The organism is Catellatospora sp. NPDC049111 (assembly GCF_040648615.1).
Classification (GTDB): Bacteria; Actinomycetota; Actinomycetes; order Mycobacteriales; family Micromonosporaceae; genus Catellatospora; species Catellatospora aurea.
This window is the reverse complement of record NZ_JBEZEB010000008.1, coordinates 267,349-284,651: the sequence shown is the minus strand read 5'-3', so window position 1 is coordinate 284,651 and position 17,303 is coordinate 267,349. Positions and strand designations below refer to the sequence as shown.

Sequence of the window (17,303 nt, the reverse complement as noted above, 5' to 3'; positions counted from 1 at the left end):
AACGCCGACCAGACCATGACCATCGACCCCTGCAACCTGCAGCTGCTCTACCAGGGCCGCTCGCCGAACTCCGGCGGCGACTACGGGCTGCTGCCTTACCGACCGGGCCTGCTCACCCTGCAGCGCTGACGCCACCGGCACCACACCGGCCGTGCGGGCACGCCCATGCCCGCACGGCCGGCACAACGACCTATCGCACCTCCCGGGCAACCGCCCGGGCGGCTCCACGGACCTGTCCACCGCTCCCAGGAGACAGACATGAAACGAACGAACGTCCGCACGTTCCGTGCGGCTCTGACGGCGACGCTGCTCGTGGCCGCGACCGCCCTGACCACCATCGCCATGGCGAACTCCGCCAGCGCGGGCACCACCCTCGGCGCCTCCGCCGCCGAGCGGGGCCGCTACTTCGGCGCCGCGATCGCGGCGTACAAGCTCAGCGACTCGACCTACGTCGGCATCCTGAACCGCGAGTTCAACTCGGTCACCCCCGAGAATGAGATGAAGTGGGACGCCACCGAGCCGTCGCAGGGCAGCTTCAGCTACGGCAACGCCGACCGAATCGTCAACCACGCCCAGGCCAACGGGATGCGCATCCGCGGCCATGCCCTGCTCTGGCACGCCCAGCAGCCCGGCTGGGCGCAGAACATGTCGGGCAGCGCCCTGCGCTCGGCGGCGATCAACCACGTCACACAGGTGGCGACCAAGTACCGCGGCAAGATCCACTCGTGGGACGTGGTCAACGAGGCGTTCGCCGACGGCAGCGGCGGCGGGCGGCGTGACTCGAACCTGCAGCGCACCGGCAACGACTGGATCGAGGCCGCGTTCCGCGCCGCACGGGCGGCCGACCCGAACGCCAAGCTCTGCTACAACGACTACAACACCGACGGGATCAACGCGAAGTCGACCGGCATCTACAACATGGTGCAGGACTTCAAGTCCCGCGGCGTGCCGATCGACTGCGTCGGCTTCCAGTCCCATCTGAGCAACTCGGTCCCCTCGGACTACCAGGCGAACCTGCAGCGTTTCGCGAACCTGGGCGTCGACGTCCAGATCACCGAACTGGACATCTCCGGGTCGAACCAGGCCGCGGTGTACGCCACGGTGACCAGCGCCTGCCTGGCCGTGGCCCGCTGCAACGGCATCACCGTGTGGGGCATCCGCGACAGCGACTCCTGGCGCACCGGCCAGAACCCGCTGCTGTTCGACTCCTCCGGCAACAAGAAGGCCGCCTACACCTCGACGCTCAACGCCCTCAACAACGGCACGCCGTCGAGCCCGGCACCGTCCACGCCGAGCGGCTCCATCGACACCAGCGCGTGGTACGTCCTGGTCAACCGCAACAGCGGCAAAGCCGTCGACGTGTACAACTTCTCCACCGCCGACGGCGGCCGCATCACCCAGTGGACGCGCGGCAACGGCAACAACCAGCAGTGGCAGTTCGTCGACTCCGGCGGCGGCTACTACCGCATCAAGTCCCGCCACTCCGGCAAGGTCCTCGACGTCTACAACTTCTCCACCGCCAACGGCGCGTCCGTGGTGCAGTGGGCCGACGGCAACGGCACCAACCAGCAGTGGCGCGCGGTCTGGTCGGGCGGCTACCTCCGGCTGATCAACCGCAACAGCAGCAAGGCCCTCGAAGTCCAGGGCGCGTCCACCGCCGACGGCGGCAACATCGTGCAGTACGACGACTGGGGTGGCAACAACCAGCAGTGGCAGCTCGTCCGCGTCGGATAGCCCACCATGATCAGCCGCCGGTGCGTGGGTAGCCGCAGCCCCGCACCGGCGGCCTGCTCCACGAATCCCCGCCGCGAACCTCGGCGCGGCGGGGCCCGCCATGAGACAAGGAGGATGCCGTGAGCGGCATCGGCACCATCACCCATGTCCGGCCTCCCCGGCGAGGCTGGCGCGCCGCGCTGATCACCGTCGTGGTCACCGCGCTGGCCGGCACGGGCCTGGCCGTCGTCACCACCAGCGCGGCCCAGGCCGCGACCGTGGACACCAGCGCCTGGTACATCCTGGTCAACCGCAACAGCGGCAAAGCCCTCGACGTGTACAACTTCTCCACCGCCGACGGCGGCCGCATCACCCAGTGGACCCGCGGCACCGCCAACAACCAGCAATGGCAGTTCGTCGACTCCGGCAGCGGCTACTACCGCATCAAATCCCGCCACTCCGGCAAGGTCCTCGACGTCTACAACTTCTCGACCGCCAACGGCGCGTCGATCGTCCAGTGGGCCGACGGCAACGGCACCAACCAGCAGTGGCGGCTGGCCGACTCGGCCGACGGCTACGTCCGGTTCATCAACCGCAACAGCAGCAAGGCCCTGGAAGTGCAGGGCGCGTCGACCGCCGACGGGGCCAACATCGTGCAGTACGACGACTGGGGCGGCAACAACCAGCAATGGCAGCTCGTCCGCGTCGGGGGCAGCACCCCGTCGCCGAGCGCGTCCTCCTCGCCGCCGCCGTCGGGCGGGACCTACGCCAACCCCGTGCTGTGGCAGGACTTCGCCGACATCGACATCATCCGCGTCGGCGACACGTACTATTACTCCGCCTCGACCATGCACTACTCCCCGGGCGCGCCGATCCTGCGCTCCTACGACCTGGTCAACTGGGAGTTCGCCGGGCACTCGGTGCCGGTGCTGGATCATTCCAACGCGTACAACCTCAACGGCAACGGCCGCGCCTACGTCAAGGGCATCTGGGCGTCCACCCTCAACTACCGGCCCTCCAACAGCACCTTCTACTGGATGGGCTGCATGGAGTTCAACAAGACCTACGTGTACACGGCCTCGGCCGTGGACGGCACCTGGTCGAAGCGGTCCACCATCAACAACTGCTACTACGACGCGGGCCTGCTCGTCGACGACGACGACACCATGTACGTCGCCTACGGCAACTCCAACATCAGCGTCGCGCAGCTGTCGTCCGACGGGCTCAGCCAGGTGCGCACCCAGCAGGTGTTCACCACCCCGTCCAGCGTCGGCACCCTGGAAGGGGCCCGCTTCTACAAGCGCAACGGCAGCTACTACATCTTCCTCACCCGACCCGCCAACGGGCAGTACATCCTCAAGTCGTCGAGCCCGTGGGGCCCGTACACGATGCAGCAGCTGCTGCTCAACCTGCCCGGCCCGGTCTCCGGCGGCGGCGTGCCCCACCAGGGCGGCCTCGTCCAGACCCAGAACGGCGCCTGGTACTACCTGGCCTTCGTCGACTCCTACCCCGGCGGGCGCATCCCGGTGCTCGCCCCGGTCACCTGGACCTCGGACGGCTGGCCGCAGCTCCAGCTCGTCAACGGCGCCTGGGGCAGCAGCTACCCCAAGCCGAACCTGCCCGCGCCGCCCCGCCAGGTCAAACCGATGATCGGCAGCGACAGCTTCACCGCGAGCACGCTGGGCCCGCAATACGAGTGGAACCACAACCCCGACAACAGCCGCTGGTCGGTCGGCAGCGGCCTGCGCCTGCAGACCGCCACCGTCACCAACGACCTGTACAACGCCCGCAACACGCTGACCCACCGCATCCAGGGACCGACCTCGACCGCCACGATCGCCCTCGACTACTCGGCGATGCGCGACGGCGACCGGGCGGGCCTGGCGATGCTGCGCGACCAGTCGGCGTGGATCGGCGTCAAACGCGACAACGGCACGACCAGAGTCGTCATGACCAACGGGCTCACCATGGACAGCAGCTGGAACACCACCGGCACCGGCAGCGAGAACGCCTCCGCCTCGGTCTCGGGCGGGCGGATCTGGCTGCGCGTCAACGCCGACATCCGACCTGGCAGCGGACGCCAGGCACGCTTCTCCTACAGCACCGACGGAACCAACTTCACCGCGCTGGGCTCCGCGTTCACCCTCAACAACGCCTGGCAGTTCTTCATGGGCTACCGCTTCGGCATCTTCAACTACGCCACCCAGGCGCTGGGCGGCTCGGTCACCGTGTCCCGGTTCGACCTGACCACCCCGTAACCCGGTCGGCCGGGTTCGCAGCAGACGGCCGGTGCGGATTGACCGCTCCGCACCGGCCCGTTCTGACGGGCGAGAAGGCGCGCCCGGCCGCCCCGCCCGCGGGCGTCAGGCGTCCTCGGCGAGGACCTCGCGCAGTTTGGCGGCGAACTCCGCCGGCTTACCCGGCATGCCGAACTCGCCGCCCATGAAGCCGCCGTGGTTGCTGGGGAACACCACCGCGGTGGTGCCCAGCCGCTCGGCCAGCGCGACCCCGCCGCGGTAGGCCATCGTGCCCGCCGACTCCTCGCCGACGGCCGGCACGATCCTGGTCGACGCCGCACGCAGCGCGTCGAGGTCGGGCTCGTAGTGCGTGCAGCTGATCAGGTTCTGGCCCAGCAGCACGTCGTCGCGGGAGCCGTCGTCCTCGGCCGACATGCCGAACTGCGCCGGGTCGGGCGCGACCGCGTAGTCGGCCGGGAACTCGCCCTGGTGACCGACCGCGGCGATGAAAGCCGCCATGCCGGCGCCGGAGCCTTTCGCCTGGTACGTGTCGCGGATGAAACGGATCGCGGCGAGCGCCTGCTCTCGGTCGGGCAGCAGGGTCCCGGCCGGCGGCTCGTGGGCGACCAGGATGCGCACGTCGGCCGGATGCCGGGCGACCAGGGCCAGCGTGTTGACCGCCCCGCCGCTGCTGGCGAAGATGTCGACCGGTCCCCCGCCGAGCTCGGCGATCAGCCGGTGCAGGTCGTCGGCGTGCACGTCGGGGGTCGACTCCCCGGCGTCCGCGGTGCGGACGCTGCGCTCCGCGCCGCGCGGGTCGTAGGTGACCACGGTGCGGTCGGGGAAGTACCCGGCGAGCGTGGTGAACCCGCGCGCGTCCATGGGCGAGCCGATCAGCAGCAGGGCCGGCTCGGTGGTGTCGGCGTTCTCGCGTACGTCGTAGTGCAGGACCGCGCCGGGAACGTCCAGGGTGTGGGTCTTCGCGTCAGTCATCGGTGCCACTCCTTCTCGGGTCATGTCCAGGTAGACCGCCGCCGCCCGGGAAACTCATCGGTGCACGGCCGAGAACTTTCCCGGCGTCACCGAAACGGGCAAATGCCTCCGCCAGCATAGTCCGGCACCCCGCCGCCGACCTGCGATGAACAGCTCCGCCCGCGCATGCGGTATCAAGTTCCGATGGAATTCGTGCTGTTCCCCGGACGCCACCACCTGCTGACCCGGTTTCAGGCCGACCGGCTCGTCGAGCTGGCCGCCCGGCACGGCGCGACGATCGTCTGGGCGGTGACCTCGGCGAACCACGACAACACGCGCCGCAACCCGGTTCCGTACCACCGGCGGGAGGCGGCCGTCGAACGCTTCAGCGCGACCACCGGCCTGCGCTCGGTGGTGGTGCCGGTCTTCGACATGCCGCCGACGCCGCGGTTCGCCGAGGTCACGATCAAGAACATCACCGCGGCCACCGGTATCGAGCTGACCCCGCACAACACCGTCGTGGCCTGCTCCACCCCCGACGTCGCCGCGCTGTACGAGCGGCTCGGCTTCGCCATCGACCCCGTCGAGGCCGGGCAGTCCCCGGCCGCCGAACGCCCCTGGGACGTGCTGCTGCGCCTGGCCGCGGGCGACGAGACCTGGCGCGAGCTGGCCCATCCCGCCACCGTCGACGTGTTCGACCGCTACCGCCTCACCGAGACCGTGCGCACCGTCGTCAACGACCCGGTCGTCGGCGACGAGGGCGGCCTGACCGCGACCCGCGACTACCGCGCCTACGTGGAGGCCTTCGCCGACAGCGCCGCCCGCAAGTGGGCCACGGCCCGCGAGCACGTGCAGCCCGGCCGGGTCGTCGACATCGGCTGCGGCGCGGGCGCCGTGCTCGAACTCGCCGACCGCGAACCGGCCCTGCGCGAGAGCGACCTGATCGGGGTCGAGATCGCCCGCCACTTGTTCGACGAATGCGTGCACCGCAAGGCGCAGGGCGTCTTCGCCAATCCCAACGTGTTCTTCTACCGCCGCAACGTGCTCGGCGGCGCGGTGTTCCCCGCGCGTTCGATCAACACGACGCTGACCTTCGCGCTGACCCACGAGATCTGGTCGTACGGCGACCAGGAGAAGTCGCTGCGCGCCTTCGCCCAGGCCATCTTCGACCACACCGCGCCGGGTGGGGTCTGGATCAACAGCGACGTCTGCGGCCCCGACGAGCGCGACCGGCAGGTGCTGCTGCGCCTAGAGCCTGGCGACGGCGAGAACCCCGACCGGCCGCGCACCGACCTGGCCGGCCTGCCGTCCGCCCAGGTCGCGGCCTATGTCGCCGGGCTGTCCACGCGGGCCCGTTTCGACCAGTTCACGGTCGACTTCGCCTTCGGCGTGCCGCACGTCCCGGCCGGTGACACCGTCCGGCTCTCGCTGGGCGACGCCATGGACTACCTGACCCGCAAGGACTACTCGGCGAGCTGGCTGGCCGAGACCCGCGAGCAGTTCTGCGGCATGGCGTACGCGGACTGGCGGCGGCTGCTCACCGACGTCGGCTTCGAGCTGGACCCGGCCTCGGGGACCAGCCGCAACGACTGGATCGTCGACAACCGGATCGCGCCGGTCGCCGCGCTCACCGACCTCGACGGCACGCCGCTGGACTGGCCGGTGACACACCTGCTGGCGGTCGCCCGCCGCCCGCTGAACTCGTGAACCGTCGGGGTCAGCGGATCCGGCCGCCTTCGGTGACCAGCCACTCGCCGGTCTCCCAGTCCGACGGGCCGCCCTCGCCCCGGTAGCAGAGGTCGAACCGGATGCCGAGGTCCGGCCACGGGTGGCGGACCGGGACGACCCGGAAGATGTCCGCCAGACCCGGGAAGGTCATCCCCTCGGGATCGGGGAACAGCACCTCCAGCTCGTCGCGGGTCAGGTCGGTCCACAGGGCGATCTGCCACGACGTCTGGGTGAGCCGCTGCTCGCGGACCAGCTCGAACCGGGGTTCACGGCCGACCACGAAGTCGCGGATGTCGTCGGCCAGCTCCTGTGGTGTCGCGGGCAGCACGAACGGCCACGGCTCGCCGTCGGGGTAGTGGTACATCGCCGACGCGGCGGCGACCGCGCCCACCAGGTCGTCCCACTGCTCGGCGGAGGTGCCGACGGGCAGGTTCACGCCCGTGTGGTCCACCCGGCGCACGCGGCCGGCCAGGCGGCGGGCCAGGTCGGACAGCTCGACCCGGGCCGGCAGGACCACCGCGTCGGTCCCCGGGCCGGTCACCAGGCCGATGACCTGCCCGGTGTCCAGGGCGACCTCGGGCGCGGGCACGTCGGCCAGCGCGAACGTGGTCACCGGGCGGGCCTCGCCGGACCACGGCGGGGTGAGCGTCAGGCGATCCACGGACCCCACGGCGTACGGCACGTCGGCGAGCAGCAGCCGCAGTCCGTCGAGGAAGGCGCGGGACGCCGCCGTGTCGGGCAGCCGGAAAGTGATCTCGGAAAGCCGGTTCATGCGCTCGACCGTAATCGCGACCAGGCCGCCCCCGGTACGACAATTTGCCGGGACCGCGCATCCCGGCCGATGGGTCTAATCTCGACGGGGTGAGACAACGGCTGGGTGCGGCCTGCTGGATGCTGACGGTCGTCTACTTCCTGGTGCAGCCGGTCGTCGCGGCGGCCTGGGATCCGGCGTACAGCTATGCCGACAACACGATCAGCGATCTCGGCAACGCGATATGCACGACCTCGGACGAATCGTGGCGGCCCGGCGTCTTCCTCTGCTCGCCCCGGCACGTGCTGATGAACGTGACCTTCGTGCTGGTCGGCCTGTGCACGACGGTCGGCGCGCTGACGACCCGGCGCTGGTGGCCGCAGCATCGCCTGGCGGGGACGGGACTCGCGCTGATCGCGATCAGCGGCGTCGGCGCCGTGCTGGTCGGCCTCGCACCCGGTGACGTGAACATGCCGCTGCACCTGGTCGGGGCCGGGTTGCAGTTCCCGGCCGCGCTCAGCCCGCTGCTGCTCGGCCTGGCCACACCCCGCGAGCGGCGGCGCGAGCGGGCGTTCTCACTCACGATGGGCGTCGTCGGGATCGTCGGCTGCGTGCTGTTCGCCAGCGGACTGCATCTCGGGCTGGGCGTCGGCGGCGCGGAACGGCTCGGCTTCGACCCGCTCACCGTCTGGACGGTCGTGCTCGGCGCGGTGATCTGGCGCGCGGGCTCAGTCCGGCGCTGATCGGCCGCCCTCCCCGGCGGCCAGGCGGACCCGGGCCAGCTCACGGATCTGCTCGTCGGGGTCGTCCACCAGGTCGGCGAGTGACCGGGCGACGAGTTCGGGATCAGCGCCCGAGATCTCCTCGACCATCGCATAAAGGGCGTAGTACCGGGTGTCGGCCTCGTCGTCCCGGCACAGCGACCGCAGCGCCTCCAGCGCTCTCGGCTCGATCCGCTCCTGGTCCACCAGCGCCGGAAGCACCGCCGCGACGTGGAAGCGGACCCACCGGTTCGGGTGCCCGGTGAACCGGAGCACCTCGTCGAGGGCCTCCCGCGCCGCGTTGTACCCGAGCGCCGAAATCACGTTCTGGAGCACGTACGGGTCCTGCTCCCGATCGAGCCGCCCGACCAGCAGCGGTATCGCCTCCGCGCTGAACGGCCTGCGTCCCGCGTCGTCCTGCCGCCCCAGTTCGCGCAGGACCCGCACGCCGAGTTCGCGCGCGTCCGGGTCCTCGTCGTCCAGCGTGCTCACCGCGGTGGCGTACACCGCCCGGGTCGGCCGCTCGTGCAGGGCGACCAGGTGTGGAGCCGGGTCGAGGGGGTCGCCCTCGGCGACCTCGGTCGCCGCTGCCGCGAACAACTCCGCGTCCGGCATCCGAGCCGGCTCGACCCTGCGGTCCTGATTCCCCATCAGGCCATTGTCGGCCGCCACTCAACGGGTTTCGCGCCGGAGCCGAGCGCGGCCTTGGCCGCCGAATCTAGACTCCATTCACGACCGTCAGTGTCGGACTGGAGTCCGCACCGGCCCTCGCAGCGACCTGGGGACCAGAATGGCCGATCCGCTCGACGACCCCGTGCGATCCGCGCTGACCGGGCCGCATGCCCACCTGGCGCAGCGGCGGGGCCGCGTCCTGCGTTATCCGCCGGAGCTGTCGAGGTTCATCGCGATCCCGCATCCGACGACCGCCGAGGACTGGGCCGACGCCGCCGCGCTGGTCGGCCCCGAGCGGGCCCCGATCGCCGGCGTCGTCGTCGCGCCCCACGACGATTGGAAGGTCACCGGCGTCGGGCCCGGTCTGCAACTCGTCGAGGACGACGTCGAGCCCCGGCACGACGACGAGGCCGTGCGGCTCGGCCCCACCGACCTGCCCGAGATCGTGGCGTTCGTCGCGCGGCACCGCAACGGCCGCTTGTTCACGCCGCGCACCCTCGAACTGGGCACCTACCTGGGCATCCGCCGTGGCGGGGCGCTGGTGGCGATGGCCGGGGAGCGCCTACGGCCGGTCGGCTGGAACGAGCTCAGCGCCGTCTGCACCGACCCCGCCCACCGCCGCCAGGGCCTGGCCATGCGGCTGGTCCGCGCGCTGATCGCCGGTATGCGCGAGCGGGGCGAGCGGGCCTTCCTGCACGTGAGCGACAGCAACCCCGGCGCGTACGCCATGTATGAGCGGCTCGGTTTCCGGGTGCGGCGGCCGATCACCATGGGCTCGGTGCACATTCCCGAGGAGCATCTTCCGGCCGCGTTCCGGTCGGACCACAGCTGACGCCGGGACGACGGGCAAGGGATGGCCGGACCGGCCGCCGGATGCCTCCCGCGGCCGGTCCGGGGTCGTTCACCGGCAGGTCAGGCAGCCCTTGGACGCGGGCAAGCCGGGGAGAGGCAGGTCGTCGCGGTACTCGGGCTGGGCTTTGGTGATCCGGGGTGGGGACACCAGCAGGAAGCCGCTGGACAGGTCGGAGTCGATCAGCCCGACCAGGACCGGGTCGCGCGGGTTCGCCGGCTCCTTCTCGAAGCCGGGCGCGGCCCAGCCGGGCACCGTGTTCACGGCCGCTCCCCGGGTACGCAGGACGTTCTTCTCCGCCTCGAAGGTGACGACGGTCGTGTCGGCGTCGGGGTTGTAATACTCCTCGTCGTCGACGGTGTCGCTGTCCTCGTAGTCGGAGTCGACGACGGTGCAGTTGCCGTCGGCGTCGCACTCCTCGACGGTGGTGTCCGCCGAGCCGTACTCGCCGTCGGCGGAGACGTAGCTGACCACGGTCGTCTTCTGCGAGCCGATCACGTTGCCGTCGCCGTCGTAGGCGAACTTGATCGTGGTCGTCATCGTGCTCACCGCCCCGCTGCCGAAGCGGTGCTCGTCGACATACGTGACGCTGGTCAGGGTGCCGTCGGGGTCGGTCGTGCTCTGCTTGTCGCCACGTACCGTGCCCCCCTCGCCGTCGCTGGACTCCCTGCTCTGGCCCACGGTCGACGGGCCCGTGCTGCCGTCGGGGTTCGTGGTGGTCCGATTGAACCCGCCCTCGCCGTCGGACCTGGTGGTCTGGGTCGCGCCGTCGTTGAACTCGATGTGGGTGCCGGTGCCGCCGTCGATGGTCTTGACGCTCTTGACACCGCCGTGTTCCTGGCCGAAGCGGTACTTCGGATCGGCCGCGCCCGCGGAGATCAGCCCGACCGACACCCCGCCGATGCGGGCGCCCGGCAGCGAGCCGATCCCGCCTTTGCCCGCCATCCCGACGGTGAACCCGTGGGTCGGATCGACGTCGACTCCGCCCGTCTGGAGTTCGCCGAAGGTCAGGCCGAAGTGGGTCAGCGTGTCCCGGCGCGAGGCCATGTCGAACGCGCCGAGCACGTCCATGCCGACCTTCTCGCGCGCCTCGATGATCTCCTGGGGCACGGCGAGGAACGCGCCGAGCCCTGCCTCGAACGACGGGAGCTTGCGCTCCAGGGCCACCTCGACGACCACTTCCAGGCGCGGGCGGCTGTTCGGGTCGTACGGGTCGGTGCCCGCCATCAGCTCGTCGGCGTCGCTGACGCCGTCGTGGTCGGAGTCGACGACCCGCCAGGCCACGTAGCAGCCGGTCGGGTCACAGATGCGCAGGGTGGACTTGTTGTGCACCGGATCTGCCGCGTGGGCCGGCTGGGCCACCACGGTGGCGGCCAGCAGCACGGCTGCGGCTACGGTCGCGGCGGTGCGCCGCGAGATATCGAACATCATGCGCGAAGCGTCGGCGAGCCTTCCCATGGACGCCCCGGACTGCGCAGAACCCGTCAGTCCGAAACCGGCCTGCCGGCAACCCGTGCGCGAGGAAGGACGCCTACCCTGCCGCGAGGCATGAGAAGGCGCCCTTCCTCGGTGCGAGCCGCGGGCCCGGTTCACGGGCCTAGGGCTCAGCGCCCGGCCCACCAGCGGCCGCACACCCCGAGCAGCACGCACAAGAAGCCGGTGAGCAGCAGCGATACGACGTCGGGACCGCCCGTCACCGGGAGCACGCCGGTCGCCGCCGCCCGGTCAGCGAACTGCCTGAAACGTCACGTTCCAGTTCGTCGTCCACTTCATGCCCTGGCAGATCAGGGGTGCGTCGCCAAGCTTCACGCCGTCGCCGATGGTGTAGTCGAAGTCGCCGTCCTTGGCCAGCGTCGGCAGCGCAGGGTACATGCCCTGGTTAGTGACGACGTACGCCTTGCACGTGTCCACGTCTGTGGGGGCCACCCCGCTGACCGTGACCGTGCCGGGGCTGATGCCGGTGACCTGTGCCCGCACGTTCGAGTTCGGGTTGTGGATGGCCAGTTTCACGTTCGACGACTCGCCCGGCAGCAGCGGCGAGCTGAGCTGCTCTCCGACGACGGTGATCTCCTGGACGATCTCGGCTCCACCGGCGGCTCCGGCCACGATGGTGGAGCCGAAGACGGCCCACGCGGCGGTGGCTGCCACGATGGTGCCGAGCACGGCCGTGCCGACGACGGCGGTCCGCTTGGTGATCCGGTGTTGCTTCATGGCGTCCTCCTGGACAGGGTGGGTCGACCCGCGCGCCCACACGACGCGCCGGTTGCTGGTTGACGTGGTGTTACGCCGCGGACGCGGGCGTCGCGGGGACAGGCGGCGACGGGTCGGCCGTCGCGCTTTCGGGGGTCGGGGTCTCTGAGGGCACGGCGTCTGGAGCCGGATCAGGCAGCGTCTCGCCGGCCGGTGGCGAAACGGCCGACGGCGACGGCGACGCCGTCGGTATCGGCGACGGGCTGGCGGACGCTGACGCGCCCGGCTCGTCGGTGCCCGGTCGGGCGGTTCCGGTCGGTGTCGGGGCCGCCGGGGTGGCCGTCGGCCCGGCGTGCGCCGACGGACTGGGCCACCTTCCGGCCGCGTGGCCTTCGACCGGCACCTGTGCGGAGCCGCGCCAGGGAGCCGCGGCTGCGACAGCACCAGCAGCGACCAGCACGGTGGTGGCGGCCAGCGCACCGGTGGCGAGCAAACGTCGGCCTCGCCGGGTCAGCGGCTGGTGCACCACGGGCGGCCTCCTGTGTCGGGTGCCGCTGCGCGGATCGCCGGGAGGCGTCCGGTTGCGGCCACGCGAACAACCCTGCCGCATAGCCATGGAATGGGGCATAGGGAACATGGTGGGCTACCGCTGACACATAGGGCGGCTGTCCAGCGCAGACGTGCACCGGCCGGCTCCGGGCGAACTACCCAGAAAGGATGAATCGAACTATATAGATAGGCATCGTCGGCCATGCGGTCGCGGTGGCTGGAGACCCTTACCGCAAAGCAACCCACGAGGTTTGCCATCGGATATTCACAATATAACGGCATGAAACAGACACGCTAAATACGCTGTAGGGCACCCGCGTCCTGCGATCGGGCGCGTGGAGAACCTGGACAGGCTGCTCGATGCGGCCCACGCACACGGGCGATCGAGGAGGCACCCATGACGACGGCCCGATCCCCCGCCGCCGAGCCGCCCGCGCGGGCCCTGCGGCAGATGCTCGTACCGCTCGCGCTCGCGCAGTTCATCTGCAGTTTCGCCGGTTCGAACATGAACGTGATGATCAACGACATCAGCCAGGACCTGAACACGACGGTCCAGGGCGTCCAGATCGCCATCACGATCTTCCTGCTGGTGATGGCCGCCCTGATGATCCCAGGCGGCAAGCTGACCGACCGGTACGGCCGCAAGCGCTGCTTCCTCGCCGGCCTCATCCTCTACGGCATCGGCGCGCTGCTCAGCGCCGTGTCACCGGGGCTGGGCGTGCTCATCCTCGGCAACTCGATCCTGGAGGGCGTCGGCACCGCGCTGCTCATCCCGCCCGTCTACATCCTCACCACCCTGCTGTTCAGCGGCGTCACCGCGCGGGCCAAGGCGTTCGGCGCGATCAGCGCGATGGGCGGCGTCGGGGCCGCGGCGGGCCCGCTCATCGGCGGTCTGATCACCTCGGCGCTGAGCTGGCGCTGGGCGTTCGTGTTCCAGGCCCTGGTGATCGCGGTGATCATCGTGCTGGGCCGCAAGGTGCTCGACCCGCTGCCACCGGACCCGACCCGCCCGTTCGACACCCGCGGCGCGGTGCTGTCGGCGGCCGGGCTCATCCTCGTCGTGGCCGGCATCCTCGCCGCCGACGACAACGCCTGGCTGATGCTCGGCCTGATCGCCGCGGGCGTGCTACTGCTGTTCCTGTTCTTCCGGTGGGTACGCGCCCAGGAGCGGGCCGGCCGCGAGCCGCTGCTGTCGACCGCGCTGTTCCGCAACCGCACCTCGAACCTGGGCCTGATCACGCAGAACGCCCAGTGGCTGATCCTGATGGGCACCTCGTTCACGGTGGCTGCGTACCTGCAGGTGGTCCGGGGCTACGACGCGATCCAGACCGGCGTCATCTTCACCGCCGCGACGGTCGGCCTGCTGGTCTCGTCACTGGCGGCCGAGCGACTGGCCAAACGCCGCCCGCAGCGCACGCTGATCCAGGCGGGCTTCGTGCTCACCGCGGTCGGTGTGCTCGTGCTGCTCGCCCTGGTCGCCGGGACGCCCGGGGTCTGGGCGTTCGCGCCGGGACTGCTGCTCATCGGGCTCGGGCTGGGCCTGATGCTGACCCCGTCGGTCAACGTGGTGCAGTCCAGCTTCGGTGACGACCTGCAGGGCGAGATCTCCGGGCTGTCGCGCAGCGTGTCCAATCTCGGCTCGTCGCTGGGCACCGCCGTCGCGGGCACCATCCTGGTCGCGGGCATCACCGCGACCCCCGGGCGGGCGTACGGGCTGGCCATGGCCGTACTGGCCGTCGTGGCGCTGGCCGGGCTGTTCGCGGCCGCGAAGCTGCCGAGGACCGCCGCACCCTCCGCGCCCTGATCAACACATGTCCCCGACCTACCAGGCAGGAGACCACGTGGACACGTTGCAGCTGCTGCTCAACGCGATAACCGTGATCTTCATTTCGTCGACCATGTTCGCGGCGGGCCTCGGCGCGACCGTGCCCGCCCTGCGCCGGGCGTTCACCGACGTGCCCCTGCTCGTGCTCGTGCTGCTGGCCAACCTGATCGTCATCCCGCTGCTGGGCTGGGGGCTGGCCGCCCTGCTACAGCTCGCGACCGCGCCGTTCATCGCACTGCTGCTGATCGCGTGCTCACCCGGCGGGCCGTTCGGGGCCAAGCTCGGCATGATCCAGCGCGGTGACGTCACCACCGGCGCCGCCATGCAGGTGCTGCTCGCGGCCATCGGCAGCGTCACCTTCGCGCTGACCGCCAACGTGCTGCTCACCGCGGCCGACGTGGGCGGCGGCATCTCGCTCGACGTCGGCGCGCTGGTGCGCACCGTCGCGATCCTGCAGCTCGTGCCGTTCGCGATCGGCCTGCTGCTGCGCCATTACGCCGCCGACACGGCCCTGTCCTGGCATCCGGCCGCGGTCAAGGTGTCCAACGTGACGTTCCTGATCGTGCTCGCCGGGATGCTGCTGGGCAGCTGGAGCGACGTCGTCGACCTGCTGGGCTCGCGGGCGCTTCTGGCCGGGTTCCTGTTCTCCGTCCTCGCGTTCGGCCTGGGCACACTGCTGTCCACCGGGTCACCGGCCCGGCGCACCACCATGGGCGCCGTCACCGCCGTACGCAACCTCGGCCCGGCCCTGGCCGCCATCGGGATCGCGTTCAGCGACCAGCCCGCCGTGCTCGGCGCGCTCGCCGCGATCCTGCTCAGCGGGCTCTGCGCGGCCATCCCCATCACCGCGGCCCTCGCCCGCCGCCGCGGCGAGCCCCGGAGCTGAGAGGTCCCGGTGGCGTGCTCGCTGGTGTTCCTCGGCCACTCGACGGTCCTCCTCGACCTCGACGGCGTACGCGTGCTCACCGATCCCGTGCTGCGCGGCCGCCTGACGTTCCTGCGCCGGGTCGCCGCGCCGGTGCCGACCCACCACCACGCCGATGTCGACGTGGTCGTGCTGTCACACCTGCACCACGACCACTGCGACCTGCGCTCGCTCGCTTTGCTCGGCCGCGACGTGCGCCTCGTCGCACCCGACGGCGCCGGGGCCTTCCTGCGGCGGCGGGGCTTCCGTCAGGTGGTCACGCTGAAGGCGGGCGAGTCCCACACGGTCGGCGCATTGACCGTGACCGCGACCCCGGCGGTGCACGACGGCAGGCGGGAGCCGTTCGGGCCGCGGGCCGCCGCAGTGGGATACCTCATCGGGTCCGCGCGCAGCGCCGTCTACTTCGCCGGCGACACCGACCTGTTCGCCGGGATGCGCGACCTGTCCCCGGACCTCGACCTCGCCCTGATCCCGGTGTGGGGCTGGGGACCGAACCTCGGCCCGGGACACCTGGACCCGCAGCGGGCCGCCGAAGCCGTCGCCCTGCTGCGGCCGCGCCGCGCGGTGCCCATCCACTGGGGCACGCTGTTCCCGTACGGCCTGCGCGTCTTCTACCGCGACCGGCTGCGCGAACCCGCCCGCGCCTTCGCCGCCGCCGTCGCGGCCCGCGAGCTGCCCACCGAGGTACGGGTGCTGGCCCCCGGCAGCGGGCTGACATGGCAGCCTTGACTGCTTCCCCGCCTGAAGGCGGGGGATTCTTCCCGCCTTCAGGGCTTATGAGGATTCCTGGCTCAGGCAGCCACCCGAGCCAGCGGCTCAGGTGGTCTTATGCCCTCAGCACCAGCAGGGCTCAGACCAGCCCTGACAAGCATCACGCGGGCGGAGTTCTTGTCCCGTGGGGACACGGCTCCGCACGCGGTGCGGGTATAGGTGCGCTCCCCCAGCGGCAGTGCATGCTTGGCTCTCGTCATGCAATGCGCGCAGTCCATCGTGGTATGCGCGGGATGTACGGGCCGGACGTCCCGGCCATGCTTGCGGGCCATCTCGACCAGTGCGGCTTTGGTGGCGCCGATGGCGGCGTCAGCGGCCTTGCGGGCCATGGTGGTCTTGGCGAGGAACTTCGGCCGGAAGTCCTCCACCGCGATGTGGTCGTGGTCGGCGACCACGGCCTTGGCCCATTTACGGGCCGTGTCCTGCCGCTGACGGGCCACCTTTTTGTGCAGCTTCGCGGCCTGCCGCTGCGCCTCGCGGTAGCCCCGACTCTGCGGCTTGCCCTTGGGTCGTTCGCGGCGCGACATCTGGCGCTGGTAGCGGGCCAGCCTTGCGGCGGCCTTACGCCCGTGCTCGGGGTGGGGAAGGTCATGGGCGTCGCTGGTGGTGGTCGCGACCTCTTTCACGCCCCAGTCGATGCCGATCACACTGCCGGTCGCGGGCAGTGGCTCGATCGGTGCGGCGACGACGAACGAGCAGCACCAGTGTCCGAGGTTGTCGCGTTACACGCGCACCGAGCTGGGGTCGGCCGGGAGTTCGCGGGACCACACGACGGTCACGACGACGCCGCCCGCCAGGTGCAGCTTGCCGTCCTTCAGGCGGAAGCCGCGGCGGGTGTAGTTCAGGCTCGGGTCGCTGTGGTGTTTCTTCTTTACCCGGGGCATCCCAGCTCGACGCGCCATGGGCAGCCGGTCCTTGATGTCCTTCAGCGCTTTGGCACGGGACTTGCCGAAGTCCCGTGTCACCTGCTGCTGCGGCACCGACGACCCTTCGCGCAGCCACGCGGTGCGGCAGCGGGCCTCGGTCAGCATCTTGTCGAGCTGCGCCGGACCCCGGGCTACCTTCACGCCGGTCGACCTGGACTGATGGTGCGCGGCCTTCGACTGGTGGACGCATTCGTTCCAGACCCAACGGCAGCGGGCCCACTCGGCTTCCAGCGAGGTGGCCGCGGTCTTGGACACGCGCAGCCGGTACATGTACCGGGCATGACCGGCATCATCCGGCGGCGTGGCGGTCATGGTCCCAACCTAGCGGCGGGGTCTGACAGTCGACGGCGGTCCGCCCTGTGGGCGAATCGCCTTTCCTTGCCCTGCTGCGCAGGAGTCCGAATTCCTCCCCGTCCTGAAGGACGGGGCATCC

14 protein-coding genes and 1 pseudogene are annotated in these 17,303 nt (G+C 70.8%); 8 read left to right on the top strand and 7 right to left on the bottom strand.

The genetic code is table 11. The features are described 5' to 3' along the window. The first annotated feature begins 258 nt into the window (after positions 1-258). Both AB0B66_RS15425 and AB0B66_RS15420 read left to right on the top strand, forming a co-directional pair. Complete coding sequence (locus AB0B66_RS15425) at positions 259-1,734, top strand: endo-1,4-beta-xylanase (RefSeq protein ID WP_360528969.1); 1,476 nt, start codon at positions 259-261, stop codon at positions 1,732-1,734. A gap of 191 nt (positions 1,735-1,925) precedes the next feature. After that, positions 1,926-3,971 (top strand): family 43 glycosylhydrolase, encoded by a 2,046-nt coding sequence (locus AB0B66_RS15420; protein WP_360528993.1) that lies wholly within the window; start codon positions 1,926-1,928, stop codon positions 3,969-3,971. Positions 3,972-4,076: 105 nt separating this feature from the next. On the opposite strand, the gene AB0B66_RS15415 is transcribed toward AB0B66_RS15420, so the two are convergent. Then, positions 4,077-4,943, bottom strand: coding sequence for an alpha/beta hydrolase (locus AB0B66_RS15415; protein WP_360528966.1), 867 nt, complete (start codon positions 4,941-4,943; stop codon positions 4,077-4,079). Positions 4,944-5,126: 183 nt separating this feature from the next. On the opposite strand from AB0B66_RS15415, the gene AB0B66_RS15410 reads away from it, so the two are divergent. After that, positions 5,127-6,629 carry a class I SAM-dependent methyltransferase gene (locus tag AB0B66_RS15410; RefSeq protein ID WP_360528963.1) on the top strand — a complete coding sequence of 501 codons (1,503 nt, stop codon included), beginning with the start codon at positions 5,127-5,129 and terminating at the stop codon, positions 6,627-6,629. A 10-nt stretch (positions 6,630-6,639) separates the two neighbouring features. Here the strand turns inward: AB0B66_RS15410 and AB0B66_RS15405 are convergent, their stop codons facing one another. Then, a complete protein-coding gene (locus tag AB0B66_RS15405; protein WP_360528960.1) occupies positions 6,640-7,422 on the bottom strand; it encodes a hypothetical protein in 783 nt (260 codons plus the stop codon). A gap of 89 nt (positions 7,423-7,511) precedes the next feature. Between AB0B66_RS15405 and AB0B66_RS15400 the strand changes: the two genes are divergently transcribed. Beyond that, entirely contained in the window at positions 7,512-8,144 is a 633-nt protein-coding gene (locus tag AB0B66_RS15400) for a DUF998 domain-containing protein (RefSeq protein WP_360528957.1), read from the top strand. On the opposite strand, the gene AB0B66_RS15395 is transcribed toward AB0B66_RS15400, so the two are convergent. Further along, complete coding sequence (locus AB0B66_RS15395; RefSeq protein ID WP_360528954.1) at positions 8,130-8,813, bottom strand: HEAT repeat domain-containing protein; 684 nt, start codon at positions 8,811-8,813, stop codon at positions 8,130-8,132. The genes AB0B66_RS15400 and AB0B66_RS15395 overlap by 15 nt on opposite strands. 139 nt (positions 8,814-8,952) lie before the next feature. Between AB0B66_RS15395 and AB0B66_RS15390 the strand changes: the two genes are divergently transcribed. Next, positions 8,953-9,666, top strand: coding sequence for a GNAT family N-acetyltransferase (locus tag AB0B66_RS15390; RefSeq protein WP_360528951.1), 714 nt, complete (start codon positions 8,953-8,955; stop codon positions 9,664-9,666). Between the two features lie 69 nt (positions 9,667-9,735). On the opposite strand, the gene AB0B66_RS15385 is transcribed toward AB0B66_RS15390, so the two are convergent. Then, on the bottom strand, positions 9,736-11,115 hold the full coding sequence (locus AB0B66_RS15385; protein ID WP_360528948.1) for a thrombospondin type 3 repeat-containing protein: 1,380 nt from the start codon (positions 11,113-11,115) through the stop codon (positions 9,736-9,738). Between the two features lie 294 nt (positions 11,116-11,409). Further along, positions 11,410-11,895, bottom strand: a complete 486-nt coding sequence (locus AB0B66_RS15380; protein WP_360528945.1) for a hypothetical protein — start codon at positions 11,893-11,895, stop codon at positions 11,410-11,412. Between the two features lie 925 nt (positions 11,896-12,820). Here AB0B66_RS15380 and AB0B66_RS15375 point away from each other — a divergent pair. Genes AB0B66_RS15375 through AB0B66_RS15365 form a run of 3 tightly spaced genes read left to right on the top strand, consistent with a single transcriptional unit; the run spans position 12,821 to position 15,902 of the window. After that, entirely contained in the window at positions 12,821-14,227 is a 1,407-nt protein-coding gene (locus AB0B66_RS15375) for an MFS transporter (RefSeq protein WP_360528942.1), read from the top strand. Between the two features lie 37 nt (positions 14,228-14,264). After that, entirely contained in the window at positions 14,265-15,134 is an 870-nt protein-coding gene (locus AB0B66_RS15370) for a hypothetical protein (RefSeq protein WP_360528939.1), read from the top strand. Positions 15,135-15,143: 9 nt separating this feature from the next. Further along, on the top strand, positions 15,144-15,902 hold the full coding sequence (locus tag AB0B66_RS15365; RefSeq protein WP_360528936.1) for an MBL fold metallo-hydrolase: 759 nt from the start codon (positions 15,144-15,146) through the stop codon (positions 15,900-15,902). A gap of 62 nt (positions 15,903-15,964) precedes the next feature. Here AB0B66_RS15365 and AB0B66_RS15360 read toward each other — a convergent pair. Both AB0B66_RS15360 and AB0B66_RS15355 read right to left on the bottom strand, forming a co-directional pair. Further along, a pseudogene (locus AB0B66_RS15360) lies at positions 15,965-16,651 on the bottom strand (transposase); the annotation flags it as partial. Positions 16,652-16,666: 15 nt separating this feature from the next. Further along, positions 16,667-17,182 carry a hypothetical protein gene (locus AB0B66_RS15355; protein WP_360528933.1) on the bottom strand — a complete coding sequence of 172 codons (516 nt, stop codon included), beginning with the start codon at positions 17,180-17,182 and terminating at the stop codon, positions 16,667-16,669. Positions 17,183-17,303: the final 121 nt, after the last annotated feature.

What these genes read in the sequence shown, in the direction of transcription:
- AB0B66_RS15425 (WP_360528969.1), top strand. Translation starts at nt 259, where the DNA reads ATGAAACGAACGAACGTCCGCACGTTCCGTGCGGCTCTGACGGCGACG.
- AB0B66_RS15415 (WP_360528966.1), bottom strand. Translation starts at nt 4,943, where the DNA reads ATGACTGACGCGAAGACCCACACCCTGGACGTTCCCGGCGCGGTCCTG.
- AB0B66_RS15410 (WP_360528963.1), top strand. Translation starts at nt 5,127, where the DNA reads ATGGAATTCGTGCTGTTCCCCGGACGCCACCACCTGCTGACCCGGTTT.
- AB0B66_RS15405 (WP_360528960.1), bottom strand. Translation starts at nt 7,422, where the DNA reads ATGAACCGGCTTTCCGAGATCACTTTCCGGCTGCCCGACACGGCGGCG.
- AB0B66_RS15395 (WP_360528954.1), bottom strand. Translation starts at nt 8,813, where the DNA reads ATGGGGAATCAGGACCGCAGGGTCGAGCCGGCTCGGATGCCGGACGCG.
- AB0B66_RS15390 (WP_360528951.1), top strand. Translation starts at nt 8,953, where the DNA reads ATGGCCGATCCGCTCGACGACCCCGTGCGATCCGCGCTGACCGGGCCG.
- AB0B66_RS15385 (WP_360528948.1), bottom strand. Translation starts at nt 11,115, where the DNA reads ATGATGTTCGATATCTCGCGGCGCACCGCCGCGACCGTAGCCGCAGCC.
- AB0B66_RS15380 (WP_360528945.1), bottom strand. Translation starts at nt 11,895, where the DNA reads ATGAAGCAACACCGGATCACCAAGCGGACCGCCGTCGTCGGCACGGCC.
- AB0B66_RS15375 (WP_360528942.1), top strand. Translation starts at nt 12,821, where the DNA reads ATGACGACGGCCCGATCCCCCGCCGCCGAGCCGCCCGCGCGGGCCCTG.
- AB0B66_RS15355 (WP_360528933.1), bottom strand. Translation starts at nt 17,182, where the DNA reads ATGACCGCCACGCCGCCGGATGATGCCGGTCATGCCCGGTACATGTAC.